Genomic DNA, 13,334 nt, shown 5'->3' with positions numbered 1-13,334 from the left:
TCCGTCCATAATTTTAAAGCACGAATGCCAGATGACACTCATGAGCACCAACGACTTATTGCGATATCAATCATAAATGCATCTGATGTAATCGCCCGACCCTCGCGCGCGGCGCTCGATCAGGCCGGCGAGCCGTCGCAAGCCACGCCCGGGCTTGCCGGCGTTGCGATCGAAGGGGTTGGGAAGCGACACGGCAAGAAGAGCGGCCTGCCGACTGGTCAACTTCGATGCCGGCACGTTGAAATGGTGACGTGCCGCGGCCTCGATGCCGTATACCCCCGGCCCCCATTCGGCAATGTTGAGATAGATCTCCATCAGGCGCCGCTTCGACCAGACGAAATCTGCGGTCACAGCCAACGGCAGCTCCATCGCCTTGCGAACGAAGGACCGGCTATTCCAGAGGAACAGGTTCTTCACCGTCTGCATCGGGATCGTACTTCCGCCACGGGTCGCCTGGCCGCTCAGCGTATCCTCCAACAACATCCGCATCTCGCCCCAATCGACACCGCCGTGGAAGCAATATTGTCCATCCTCGGACATCATCACCGACTGGACGAGAACCGGCGAGATATCGTCGAGCGATACCCATTGCCGGTCGTAGCCGCGCAGCAGCACCAGATCGCGAAGCATGAGCGTGGAAACGGGGTGAACGAAAGGCAGCAGATAGAGGACAATCAGGACATAGGGAAGAATGACGAGCGCCGCCAGTGCGAGAGCGATGCGCATGATCACGGGCCGGCCCTTGAGCCAAAACAACGCGTGCCTGTGAAACGGCACGGTCATGCTTTCCTCTCTCTCCGGCGTGATGTCCAATTCCCCGACCCAGTCTCTTGCCCTTCTCCTCCATACCGTTTGCGAACTGGCATTGCCAGAGACAAAGGAAATCTTCGCCGGATGATCGACAATTCCGTTGCAGAGGGAAGGCAGCTCATGCCAAACAGCGCGCCATGGACGCAAGCTCTGAAACATTCGAAGCCAGATTGACGGCCACCGCGCGCGAGGTCGAGGCTGTGCTCGACACCCTGCTGTCGTCATCCGTATTGAACGGCGAGATCGCCCGTCCGGAACGGCTGCGTTCAGCCGTGCACTATGCCAGCCTGAACGGCGGCAAGCGGCTCCGCCCTTTCCTGGTCATCGAGGCGGCATCGCTGCTCGGCGGGGACAGAGACGCGGCGCTGCGTGTGGGCGCGGCACTCGAATGCGTGCACTGTTATTCGCTGGTTCACGACGATCTGCCGGCAATGGACGACGACGACCTGCGTCGAGGCAAGCCGACCGTGCACATCGCCTATGACGAGGCGACCGCCATCCTCACTGGCGATAGTCTGCTCACCTATGCCTTTGACATCATCGCTGCGCCCGAAACGAAATTGCCTGATGCCGCCAAAGTGGCGTTGACGCTCGCGCTGGCGCGAGCCGCAGGCATCGGGGGCATGGCAGGCGGTCAGGCACTCGACCTTGCCGCCGAGAAGCAGGCGCCGGACGAACAAGGCATCGTGACGCTGCAGGCCATGAAAACAGGCGCGCTCATCCGCTTTGCCTGCGAAGCCGGCGCCATCATTGCCGGCGCTTCGCCGGAGGATCGTACACGACTGCGTCAGTTCGGCGAGAGGATCGGCCTCGCCTTCCAGCTCGCGGACGACATTCTCGATCTCACCTCCGATGCAGCCACAATGGGCAAGGCGACGGGTAAGGACGCCGGTCGCAGCAAGGGCACATTGGTGGCACTGCACGGCATGGCATGGGCGGAAGCCAAGCTTGCCGAGCATGTGCGCGAGGCCGAAGCACTGCTGTCTCCCTATGCCGGGCGCGGCACAGTTCTGACTGAAGCAGCTCGCTTCATTGCCGGACGCAAGAGCTGAAAAAGCGTCACCGAGACAATATTTCCGCCACCTGACGAGATGCAGTCCCTTGTCGTTCGCGTGGAGCCGGGGCAAAAAAACCGGCAATAGCCGAGTGGCCGAACAAGAGACGCAAGATGCATGAGATCCTGACCTACCTGCCGCAGATCCTGCCGGCCTACGTCGCCTATCTGATCGCCGTCATCAGCCCTGGTCCGGCAATCATGGCCATCGTGTCGACGTCGATGACGCACGGCCGGAAGGCAGGCATGACCATCGCGCTTGGCATCTTCGCGGGTTCGTTCACCTGGGCCTGCGCCGCCGCTCTCGGTCTTGCGACCATCCTCCAGACCTACGCCATCGCGCTTGAGATCCTGAAGGTCTTCGGCGGCCTCTATCTGCTTTATCTCGCCTACAAGGCCTTCAAGGCCGTACGCGCCAACAATGACCTGCCGACAGCTGTCGTGCAGAGAAACCTTTCGACGCGGGCCCAGTTGCTGCGCGGCTATGGTATCCACATCACCAACCCGAAGGCCATCTTCGCGTGGCTGGCGATCATCGCCCTCGGCATGCCGCAGGGCGCGCCGGCACCCGTCGCCGGCCTGATCATCGGAGTGTGCATGGTGACAGGCTTTACCGTCTTCATGGGCTACGCCGTGTTGTTCTCGACACCACATGCGTTGAAGATCTACCGCAACATACGCCGCTGGATCGAGGGGGCCATGGCCGCCTTCTACTGTGTCGCGGGGCTGAAGCTGCTGACCAGCCGAATCTGAGCGTTTTCGATTGCCGCTTATTCGGCGGCCGTCTTCTGCCCGAAGCGCTTTTCGATGTAGTCGACCACGAGCGCCTCAAAGTCAGAAGCGATGTTCGGCCCGCGCAGGGTCAACGCCTTCTTGCCGTCGATGAACACGGGCGCAGCCGGCGTTTCGCCGGTGCCGGGCAGGGAAATGCCGATGTCGGCGTGCTTGCTTTCACCTGGTCCGTTGACGATGCAGCCCATGACCGCAACGTTCAGCGCTTCGACACCCGGATATTTCTCGCGCCAGACCGGCATGTTCTTGCGAAGGTCGTTCTGGATGTTCTGCGCCAATTCTTGGAATACGGTCGAGGTCGTGCGCCCACAGCCGGGACAAGCCGCAACGACAGGCACGAACTGGCGGAAGCCCATCACCTGCAGCAGCTCCTGGGCAACCTGCACTTCGCGCGTCCGGTCGCCATTCGGCTCCGGCGTCAGCGACACGCGGATCGTATCGCCGATTCCCTGCTGCAGCACATAGCCCATGGCAGCCGATGAAGCGACGATCCCCTTGCTGCCCATGCCGGCTTCGGTAAGGCCGAGATGCAGGGCGTGGTCGGAGCGTTCGGAGAGCATCGAATAGACGGCGATCAGATCCTGGACCTGGCTGACCTTGGCGGACAGGATGATGCGGTTGCGCGGAAGGCCGATCTCTTCGGCCAGATTGGCCGAGATCAAGGCGGACTGCACGATTGCCTCACGCGTCACTTGACGCGCCGAAAGCGGTGAGCCAGCCTCGGCGTTCTGGTCCATCAGCGCCGTCAGCAACTCCTGATCCAGCGAACCCCAGTTCACACCGATGCGCACCGGCTTGTCGTAGCGGATCGCCATCTCGATGATGTCGCCGAACTGCTTGTCCTTCTTGTCCTTGAAGCCGACGTTGCCCGGATTGATACGGTATTTCGCCAGTGCCTCGGCGCAGGCCGGATGGTCGGCAAGAAGCTTGTGGCCGATGTAGTGAAAATCACCGACGAGCGGGACGTCCATGCCAAGGCGCAGCAGCCGTTCGCGAATCTTCGGAACCGCGGCAGCGCTCTCGTCGCGGTCGACGGTGATGCGGACAATCTCGGACCCCGCTTTGAAAAGAGCCGCCACCTGCGCAACGGTGGAGTCTATATCCGCAGTGTCGGTATTCGTCATCGACTGGACGACAACAGGCGCACCACCACCCACGATGACGCCACCAACATCGACCGCAACGGATGCGCGGCGCGGCTTCGGATCAAAATCTGCAGCAGAAGACATATAGAGTTCTTGAACCCCTGAATTTCGTGTCTTTCAGGTGGATCATGCCCGCTTTGTTGTCAACCGCCCCGCACATCACTTTTGCTTGGAGCCGTCTCAGTGACCGCCACCCGATATGCCGTCGGCATAGCGTGCAAGGTTCGAAAACAGCAGCACGACGACCAGCAACACCGGCAAAGCCATGAAGACGACGCTGAAGCCGATATGCTCCGCCACGAAACCGATTGCCGACGGAGCCACCAGCATGCCGGAATAGCCCATGGTGGTTACCACCGAGAGGCCAATGCCGGCGCGCAGGCCCGGAATATTGCCGGCAGCCGAAAAGGCAATCGGAACCATGTTCGAGATCCCGATCCCGCAAAGCGCAAAGCCTAGGATCGCAATTTCCGCATTGGGCGCAAAGGCGGCGAGCAGCATGCCTGATATTGCAAACAGCGTGCAGATCCGAAGCGTCATCACGCCGCCAAGCCGGTCGCGAACAAGATCGCCGCCAAACCGCATGACCGACATCGTCAGCGAAAACGCCGCAAAGCCGAAGCCGGAAAGCGCCACCGATGCTCCCAGTTCCTCACGCAGGTAGAGCGCGCCCCAATCCAGCACAGCGCCCTCGGGAACCATCGAGAACAGCGCCATCAATCCGATCAGCCATGGCAGCGGCACCAGAGGCAGCCGGAGCTTTTCCTTCTTCTCGTCGGGATGCGGAGGGTCCGCAAGGATCATCCTCCAGGCGATACCCAAAACGATCGCCGCAAGCGCAGTCGCAATCTGCGCATGCCAGATCACGCCGACCTTGGCGATCAGCAGGCCACCGAGGCTGGCACCGATCAAACCGCCCAAACTCCAAAAGGCGTGGCACGAGGACATGATCGACCGCCGCATCGATTGCTCGACCGCAACCGCATTCGCATTCATGGCAACGTCCATGGCGCCCATGAAGCCGCCAAACAGAAAGATCGAGATCGCCCCTGTCGCAACGTTCGGCGCAAGCGTCAGTGCAAGCAGCGCAGGCAGAAGGCACACCGCGGCGATCTGCGCGACAAGTTTCGAGCCATAGCGCGCGATTTGCGCCCCCGCGATTGGCATCAGGGTAAGCGAACCGACACCAAGAACCAGGATCATCAGACCCAACTGAAACTTGCTCAGCTGCAGGCGCTCTGCGAATTCGGGAATTTTCGGCGCCCAGCAGCCAACGATGAAGCCGTTGACGAGAAACAGCAGCGAAACCGCTATCCTGTTCTTCGTTACGTAGCCGCTTCTGACCATCGGCGCTGTGTTAACGTGGTTATCCATGTCTCTTCCCACAGTGTCTCGACGTCGGCACTCGCGCCCGACGCGTTTATTGAATGATAGTTACGTCGTTCCGCCAGCCACGATCGTCCTGCAGCCGCTGTCGCGATAGCGCGCCAGCATGGCCGGGTCGGCGTCCTGCTCGACCACCAGGCATTCGCACTGCGCCACCGGAAGTACACTGTGCGGCGCGGCAGTGCCGAACTTGTCGGACGTCGCGGCGACCAAAACCTTCTTGCTTCGCGATGCTGCAAAACGCTTGAATTCAGCATCTTCGAAGCCGAAAGTCGTCACGCCAGCCGTCAGATCTATCCCGCAAGCACCGAGGATGCAAAGATCGGGCGAGAGGGACTCCATGTCGCGCATGGCCTTCGCGCCGAGCGCACCGCTGACCTGCCGGTCGATAAGCCCGCCGATCAGGATCACGTTAACCGCCGGCTTCTCGATCAGGGCGGCGGCGATCGCTGGCGCGTTGGTCGCTGCCGTCAGGGTCAAATCCATTGGCAGGGCCGTCGCAATTGCGAGGTTGGTGCTGCCCGCATCGAAAAACACGGTCGAGCCGGGAACGATCTGCGACACAGCGGCGACGGCGAGCGCCTGCTTGCGATCCCGCGCGATCCCTGCCCGGTGGCCAAGGCTCCCGCCGGCGGGCGCAACCGGCAACGCGCCACCATAGACGCGCTCGCACAGGCCGGCAGCTGCCATCTCGCGCAGGTCCCTGCGGACCGTGTCTTCGGATACACGGAATTCAACTGCAAGATCTGCGGCTAGCACCCGACCATCACTCTGTAGCTTCCGCAGGATGACGCTTTGGCGCTCCTGCAGGAGAAGTTCGTTCATGTTCATGCCGACTTCAGCCTGGTTGATCAAAAACTGATAAAAACATGCATAAACGGATACAAACGTGCACGCAAGTGTGGTGCGCTATCTCGATCTTCACAAACTGAAACAGGGCGCGCCAAATCTGTGATAAATGAGAAAAATATTCGCAGATGCCGATTTTCTTCGCAGTTTTCTACGCTTCGCAGCGATCAGCTTTTCTGCGATTTTTCGTGCATCAAACACCCTGTGAATTGGATAAAAAAATGAACCTCCTGAAGACCATCGCCGCTGCAGCACTGATCCAGGCCGCCGCCCTTCTTCCCGCCGTTGCCGGCGAAAACCTCGCCGCCGTCAAGTCTGCGGGTGTCTTCAAGATCGGCACGGAGGGTACTTACGCCCCGTTCACCTATCATGACGATAGCGGCAAGCTGGTCGGCTTCGACGTGGAGATCGGCGAGGCGGTTGCTGCCAAGCTCGGCGTCAAGGCCGAATTCGTCGAAGGCAAATGGGACGGCCTGATCGCCGGTCTTGATGCCAAGCGCTACGACACGGTCATCAACCAGGTCGGTATCACCGAAGCCCGCAAGCAGAAGTACGATTTCTCCGAGCCCTACATCGCATCCAAGGCCGTTCTCATCATTCGCGACGGCGACGACAGCATCAAGGGCTTTGCGGACCTGAAGGGCAAGAAGTCGGCTCAGTCGCTGACCAGCAACTTCGGCAAGCTTGCCGAACAGTCCGGCGCAGAACTCGTCGGTACCGATGGTTTCGACCAGTCGATCCAGCTCGTATTGACCAAGCGTGCAGACGCGACGATCAACGACAGCCTCTCCTTCCTCGACTTCAAGAAGCACAAGCCTGACGCTCCGGTGAAGATCGTCGCCCAGCAGGAAAATGCCGATTTTTCCGGCATCATCATCCGCAAGGGTGAGCCGGAGCTACTGGAAGCCATCAACAAGGCACTGGCCGACATCAAGGCCGACGGCACCTACAAGAAGATCTCCGACAAGTACTTCGGTCAGGACGTTTCGAAGTAACTCGTAACGCAGGCGGCTTGCTGCCGCCGCCACATCCTTTATATGTTCCCGAGAAAGCGTTCAGCGAAACCTCGCTGGACGCATCTTCTTTGAGGATTGAACCTTGCCGCACTGGCTTCAACTGATGGCGGAGTCGCTTGGTCCGCTCCTCTGGGCCGGCCTGATCTTCACGATCCCGCTGACGCTCCTGTCATTCACACTCGGTCTCATCCTTGGACTGCTGACGGCAATCGCACGGCTTTTCGCGCCGGCGCCGGTCGCCGCCATCGCGCGCTTCTATGTCTGGGCCATCAGGGGCACGCCGCTGCTGGTGCAACTCTTCGTCATCTTTTACGGCCTGCCGAGCATCGGCATCCTGCTCGACGCCTTTCCGGCAGCGCTGATCGGCTTCACCCTCAACATCGGCGCCTATAGCTCCGAAATCATCCGCGCCGTCATCTCCTCCGTGCCGAAGGGGCAGTGGGAAGCGGCCTATTCGATCGGCATGAGCTGGCGCCAGGCGATGAGCCGCACGATCCTGCCCCAGGCCGGGCGCGTTGCTGTACCGCCGCTCTCCAATACGTTCATCTCGCTGGTGAAGGACACGTCGCTGGCGGCCGCCATTACGGTCCCGGAGCTGTTCCAGGCTGCGCAGCGCATCGTCGCGACCACTTACGAGCCGCTCATCCTCTACATCCAGGCCGCATTGATATACCTTGCTTTGAGCTCCGTCCTATCAGCGTTGCAGGTTCGCCTCGAGCGTCGCTTCGCGCGCTATGGCGGCATGCTGGAGGCAAACGCATGATCGAGCTTTCCCATATCGAAAAGCGCTTCGGCGACGCCGTCATCCTGAAAGACATCAGCATCCGGATTCCGGAAGGCAGCGTCACCGCACTCGTCGGCCCCTCGGGCGGAGGCAAGAGCACGCTGCTGCGATGCATCAACCTGCTGGAGATCCCGACAGCAGGCACGATCCGCCTCGGCGACGAGAAAATAAGCTTTACGCTGGGCCAGAAGACCGGCTGGCAGGCGATCCAGAAGATCCGCCGGCAGACCGGAATGGTATTCCAGAACTTCCAGCTCTTTCCGCATCAGACGGCCATCGAGAATGTAATGGAGGGCCTCATCACCGTGCTCAAGTGGCCGAAGGAAAAGGCGCGTGAACGGGCGATGGAATTGCTGACAAAGGTCAACATGGCGCACAAGGCCGACGCCTGGCCTTCGACACTCTCGGGTGGACAACAGCAGCGCGTCGCAATCGCCCGCGCGCTCGCTCCCTCTCCGCGAGTTCTTCTCTGCGATGAACCGACGTCGGCGCTCGACCCCGAGCTTTCCGCCGAAGTCGTCGATGTTCTTGGCCGTCTCGCCCGCGAGGGCACGACGATGGTGATGGCGACGCATGACCTGCGCCTTGCCTCGAAGATCGCCAACGACGTTGTCTTCCTCGAGGCCGGCAGTGTGGTCGAGACGGGAAGCGCAAGGAACATCTTCACGGCGCCGGAGCGAGAGCGCACCAAACGCTTCATCTCGACGATCAACGCCGCCCATACCTACGATATTTAGGGGGCGCGTCGAGCGACAGCGCGCAGCGCGTTCCCCCGACAATCTTGAGCTTGCTCATATCAATTCGCGCATAAAAAGCAGAAGGGCGGCCCGAAGGCCGCCCTCTTTTTGTCCTTCGCATCTTCGTCAGCCCGCGTAGCTGACCAACAGATCCTTGGCGTCGATCTGGTCGCCGGCTTTGACAAGCACTTCCGCGATCGCACCGTCCTTTTCGGCGTGGATCGCCGTTTCCATCTTCATAGCCTCGATGGAAACAAGCACGTCACCGGCATTGACCGCCTGCCCGGGCGAGACAAAGACGCGCGAGATGACGCCTGGCATCGGCGCACCGACATGCGCGGCATTGCCCGGTTCCGCCTTGCGGCGGGCGGCGGCACCGGTCGCACCATGGGCGCGATCCGGCACCTTGATGCGGCGCGGCTGGCCGTTGAGTTCGAAGAAGACAGTCACCATGCCTTGCTCGTCGGTCTGGCTCATCGCCTGGTTGACGACGACAAGCGTCTTGCCCTTTTCGATATCGGCAAACAGTTCCTCGCCATCGGCAAGGCCGTAGAAATAGGCCGGCGTCGGCAGGACGGAGACCGGGCCGTAGGTGTCGGAGGCCAGCGCAAAGTCGGTGAAGACTTTCGGATACATCAGGTAGGACGCGAATTCGAAGTCATTGACCTCGCGCTCCAGCTTGGTCTCGATCGTCTTGCGCTCGGCATCGAGGTCAGCGTCGGCAAGCAGCGAACCCGGACGCACCGTATAGGGCGCATCGCCCTTCAGTGCCTTCTTCTGCAGCGCCTCCGGCCAGCCTGATGGAGGCTGACCGAGATCGCCCTTCAGCATCGAGACAACAGATTCCGGGAAGGAGACTTCCTTGTCGGCGCTGACGACATCGGCAACCGTCAGGTCTTGCGAGACCATCATCAGCGCCATGTCGCCGACGACCTTCGAGGACGGCGTCACCTTGACGATATCGCCGAACATCTGGTTGGCGTCGGCATAGGCCTGCGCCACTTCGTGCCAGCGCGTCTCGAGGCCGAGCGAACGGGCCTGTTCCTTGAGGTTGGTGAACTGGCCGCCCGGCATTTCGTGCAGATAGACTTCGGAGGCCGGTCCCTTGAGGTCGCTTTCGAAGGCCGCGTACTGATGGCGCACCGCTTCCCAATAGAAAGAGATCCGACGGATCCATTCCGGATCGAGACCGGGATCGCGCTCGGAGCCGCGCAGGGCCTCGACGATCGAGCCAAGGCAGGGCTGCGAGGTGTTGCCGGACAGTGCATCCATTGCCGCATCGACCGCGTCGACGCCGGCATCGACCGCCGCGAGAACCGTCGCCGCTGCAATGCCCGAGGTGTCGTGCGTGTGGAAGTGGATCGGCAGGCTGGTGGCGTCGCGCAACGCCTTGAACAGCACCTTGGCGGCAGCCGGCTTCAGCAGGCCCGCCATATCCTTCAGCGCGATGATATGCGCACCGGCCTTTTCGAGCTCAACGGCGAGGTCGGTGTAGTACTTGAGATCGTACTTCGGGCGCGCCGAATTCAGGATATCGCCGGTGTAGCAGATCGCCGCTTCGCAGAGCTTGTTCTCCTCGGCCACCGCATCCATCGATACGCGCATATTCTCCACCCAGTTCAGGCAGTCGAAGACGCGGAAAAGGTCGATGCCACCGGCAGCAGCCTGCCGGACGAAGTATTTGACGACGTTGTCAGGGTAGTTCTTGTAACCGACGCCGTTTGCGCCGCGCAGCAGCATCTGCAAAAGCAGGTTAGGCGCGGCTTCGCGCACCAGCGACAGACGTTCCCATGGATCTTCCGTCAGGAAGCGCATCGAAACGTCAAACGTCGCGCCGCCCCAGCATTCGAGCGACAGCAGGTTCGGCAAAGCGTGCGCATAGGTGCCGGCGATCCGCGCGATGTCATAGGTGCGCATGCGGGTCGCAAGCAGCGACTGGTGGCCGTCGCGCATCGTCGTATCGGTCATCAGGATGCGCTTTTCGTTGCGCATCCACTCGCCGAATTTCTTCGGGCCGAGCTTGTCGAGAAGCTGCTTGGTGCCGTCGGCGATGCCGCTACCGTTGGTATAAGGGACGATCGGCTCGGCGATATCGGCGGACGGCTTCGGTCGATCCTTGGCTTCCGGATGGCCGTTGACCGTCACATCAGCGAGGTAAGTCAGAAGCTTCGTCGCGCGATCCTGTCGCTTGACCTGCTGGAAGAGCTCCGGCGTCGAGTCGATGAAGCGCGTAGTGTAGCTGTTATCCTTGAAATTCGGATGCGTGATGATCGCTTCCAGGAAGGTGAGGTTCGTCGCAACGCCGCGGATACGGAACTCACGCAATGCACGGTCCATGCGGGAGATCGCTTCCAGCGGGTTCGGGGCCCAGGCAGTGACCTTGACCAGCAGCGGATCGTAGTAGCGGGTGATGATCGCGCCGGAATAGGAGGTGCCACCATCGAGACGGATGCCGAAGCCGGATGCCGAACGATAGGCGGTGATGCGGCCGTAGTCCGGAATGAAGTTGTGCTCCGGATCCTCTGTCGTGATGCGGCACTGCAGGGCATGGCCGTTGAGGCGGATGTCCTTCTGCTCGGGAACGCCCGATTCCGGTGTACCGATCGCAAAGCCATCAAGGATGTGGATCTGCGCCTTGACGATATCGATGCCTGTAACGACTTCGGTGACCGTGTGCTCGACCTGGATGCGCGGATTGACTTCGATGAAGTAGAATTTGCCGGTGTCGGCATCCATCAGATATTCGACGGTGCCCGCACCGATGTAGTTGGTGGCACCCGCGATCTTCAGCGAGTACGCCGCCAGTTCCTGGCGCTGGGCTTCCGACAGGTAAGGCGCCGGCGCACGCTCGACGACCTTCTGGTTGCGGCGCTGGATCGAGCAGTCGCGCTCGAAGAGATGAACGACATTGCCATGCGTGTCGCCAAGGATCTGGCTTTCGACATGGCGCGCACGCTCGACGAGCTTTTCGAGATAGACCTCGTCCTTACCAAAAGCCGCCATCGCTTCGCGCTTGGCCTCCGTCACCTCGCGTGCAAGGTCGGCTTCCGAGCGGATGACGCGCATGCCGCGTCCGCCGCCACCCCAGGAGGCCTTCAGCATCACAGGGTAGCCGATCACCGCCGCCATCTTGGCGACCTCAGCCATATCATCCGGCAGTGGCTCGGTTGCCGGCACGACAGGCACGCCGACCGAGATTGCCAGATTGCGTGCTGCGACCTTGTTGCCGAGCTGGCGCATGGTATCGGCCGTCGGGCCGATGAAGATGATGCCCGCCTTGTTGCAGGCATCGACGAATTCCGGACTTTCCGACAGCAGACCGTAGCCGGGATGGATCGCATCGGCGCCGGAAAGCTTGGCGACGCGGATCACCTCATCGATCGACAGATAGCTCTCGATCGGGCCGAGGTCGCGGGCGAGATGCGGGCCGCGGCCGACCTGATAGCTTTCGTCTGCCTTGAACCTGTGCAGCGCCAGTTTGTCTTCTTCCGCCCATATCGCGACCGTTTTTATCCCGAGCTCATTGGCCGCGCGAAACACGCGGATGGCAATTTCCGAACGGTTGGCAACAAGTATCTTGGATATGGGCAATGCAGTCTCCTCACGGCATCGAAACGGGCAATGCTGCACCCGCGAAGAGAAGTCTTAACGCGCTGTCACGGAAAGTTCAATTTCCGGAGCCGTCCGAAATAGAATTTCTCTAAGACTAGGTGATCAGCCCATGCCGGAAGGCGACAGCGACCGCGTGCTGTCTATTCTTTGCCTTCAGCTTGTCTTGCAGGCCGTTCATGTACCAGTCGACGGTGTGGTTTGAAATCTTGAGGCGTTTGCCAATCTCAACCGAGGTCATGCCTTCCGCGAGATATTGAAGTATTTCCATCTCCCGGCGCGTCAAACGCGTGTCGATGCCGGAAACTTCTTCAAGCGCATCCGCCTCCCCCTTAAGCTCAAGAAGACGCCAGAAAGCCTTTCGGGCAACGGCATCAAAGAGCGAGATCTCGACAGGAGAGAGGTCTACCGGTGTCCCGCCTATGCTCATATTACCAAGGATGCCGTTTCTGCCCTGGATGGGGAAAATGTAGCCGTCCTTCAGGCCATGGCTATGCGCGTCGGCCATCATTTGCTCCATCCGGCGGTGATGCGGGTCCTTCCGGAAGGCCGCCAGACTATCCTTCCAGCGAAACGGCCTTTGCGCATATGCGAGATAGCGAACCGTCGGATCGCTGAGAACGTATTTTTTCGAAATATAGATCTGCGGCCATTTCTCTGGCCAATGACCGGCAAACATCAGACTGATTGGATCTTCAGTCGCTTTCAGGTGTCGCAAAAGGCCATAATACTGGAAGCCGTAGGCGTGGATGACATGCTCCAGTTCGCCAACAACTCCTTCGGGTCTTCGACACTCTTCCAGAACGACAAGCAATTGAATTAATGAATGAATACTCAAAATAAATGCCCCTACGCCAGTTGGGCTCCTAGCCGAATGATCACGACCAAGGGAAGTGTTTGGTTGGGCGCCCCTGCGACGCATTTAGACGTCAATCTATGGTGTGCCAGCGCGACCATGCAACGCAAGTGAAAATTGCGAGATTTGCGATACGTCCCAAAAAAGTTCAGTCCCTCGGAATGGATTGCTATGGGTGCGCTCCGTAAAAGAATCTTGCCGCGACCGCTCGTCTGAACGCTTCGTTAATCGCTGGTTCAGGTATCTTTTTGTAGCGTTGCAGCGTCCATTATTTCGCAAATGCACAAGAGGTATCG

Annotated in this window: 11 protein-coding genes; 5 read left to right on the top strand and 6 right to left on the bottom strand. The window is 60.3% G+C overall.

The window, feature by feature from the left end; all coding sequences use genetic code 11:
• Positions 1-66 precede the first annotated feature (66 nt).
• Positions 67-813 (bottom strand): monofunctional biosynthetic peptidoglycan transglycosylase, encoded by a 747-nt coding sequence (gene mtgA / locus IB244_RS03805; protein ID WP_026371609.1) that lies wholly within the window; start codon positions 811-813, stop codon positions 67-69.
• A gap of 134 nt (positions 814-947) precedes the next feature.
• Here mtgA and IB244_RS03800 point away from each other — a divergent pair, with 134 nt between their 5' ends.
• Both IB244_RS03800 and IB244_RS03795 read left to right on the top strand, forming a co-directional pair.
• Positions 948-1,862: a polyprenyl synthetase family protein gene (locus IB244_RS03800; protein ID WP_018855912.1), complete on the top strand. Its 915-nt coding sequence runs from the start codon at positions 948-950 to the stop codon at positions 1,860-1,862.
• Between the two features lie 116 nt (positions 1,863-1,978).
• Complete coding sequence (locus IB244_RS03795; RefSeq protein ID WP_018855913.1) at positions 1,979-2,617, top strand: LysE family translocator; 639 nt, start codon at positions 1,979-1,981, stop codon at positions 2,615-2,617.
• Between the two features lie 17 nt (positions 2,618-2,634).
• Here IB244_RS03795 and ispG read toward each other — a convergent pair whose 3' ends face one another.
• The 3 genes from ispG to IB244_RS03780 form a co-directional block, all read right to left on the bottom strand.
• A complete protein-coding gene (gene ispG / locus IB244_RS03790; protein WP_018855914.1) occupies positions 2,635-3,885 on the bottom strand; it encodes a flavodoxin-dependent (E)-4-hydroxy-3-methylbut-2-enyl-diphosphate synthase in 1,251 nt (416 codons plus the stop codon).
• A gap of 96 nt (positions 3,886-3,981) precedes the next feature.
• Entirely contained in the window at positions 3,982-5,175 is a 1,194-nt protein-coding gene (locus IB244_RS03785) for an MFS transporter (RefSeq protein ID WP_113469691.1), read from the bottom strand.
• Positions 5,176-5,235: 60 nt separating this feature from the next.
• On the bottom strand, positions 5,236-6,012 hold the full coding sequence (locus tag IB244_RS03780; RefSeq protein WP_026371610.1) for a DeoR/GlpR family DNA-binding transcription regulator: 777 nt from the start codon (positions 6,010-6,012) through the stop codon (positions 5,236-5,238).
• A gap of 245 nt (positions 6,013-6,257) precedes the next feature.
• Here IB244_RS03780 and IB244_RS03775 point away from each other — a divergent pair, with 245 nt between their 5' ends.
• From IB244_RS03775 to IB244_RS03765, 3 genes are all read left to right on the top strand, one after another.
• Positions 6,258-7,031 (top strand): amino acid ABC transporter substrate-binding protein, encoded by a 774-nt coding sequence (locus tag IB244_RS03775; RefSeq protein ID WP_113469741.1) that lies wholly within the window; start codon positions 6,258-6,260, stop codon positions 7,029-7,031.
• A 103-nt stretch (positions 7,032-7,134) separates the two neighbouring features.
• Positions 7,135-7,815 carry an amino acid ABC transporter permease gene (locus IB244_RS03770; RefSeq protein WP_113469690.1) on the top strand — a complete coding sequence of 227 codons (681 nt, stop codon included), beginning with the start codon at positions 7,135-7,137 and terminating at the stop codon, positions 7,813-7,815.
• Positions 7,812-8,573, top strand: coding sequence for an amino acid ABC transporter ATP-binding protein (locus IB244_RS03765; RefSeq protein WP_018855919.1), 762 nt, complete (start codon positions 7,812-7,814; stop codon positions 8,571-8,573). The genes IB244_RS03770 and IB244_RS03765 overlap by 4 nt, the downstream gene beginning before the upstream one ends.
• Positions 8,574-8,699: 126 nt before the next feature.
• On the opposite strand, the gene pyc is transcribed toward IB244_RS03765, so the two are convergent.
• Together pyc and IB244_RS03755 are read right to left on the bottom strand one after the other, a co-directional pair.
• Positions 8,700-12,164 (bottom strand): pyruvate carboxylase, encoded by a 3,465-nt coding sequence (pyc, locus tag IB244_RS03760; protein WP_113469689.1) that lies wholly within the window; start codon positions 12,162-12,164, stop codon positions 8,700-8,702.
• Positions 12,165-12,279: 115 nt separating this feature from the next.
• Positions 12,280-13,020: a helix-turn-helix transcriptional regulator gene (locus IB244_RS03755; RefSeq protein WP_026371612.1), complete on the bottom strand. Its 741-nt coding sequence runs from the start codon at positions 13,018-13,020 to the stop codon at positions 12,280-12,282.
• Positions 13,021-13,334: the final 314 nt, after the last annotated feature.

The sequence above is a fragment of the Rhizobium sp. RHZ02 genome (assembly GCF_014851575.1).
In the GTDB taxonomy this organism is placed as follows: domain Bacteria; phylum Pseudomonadota; class Alphaproteobacteria; order Rhizobiales; family Rhizobiaceae; genus Rhizobium; species Rhizobium altiplani.
Note: the sequence above shows the minus strand (reverse complement) of the source record. Positions and strands in the feature narration are given on the sequence as shown.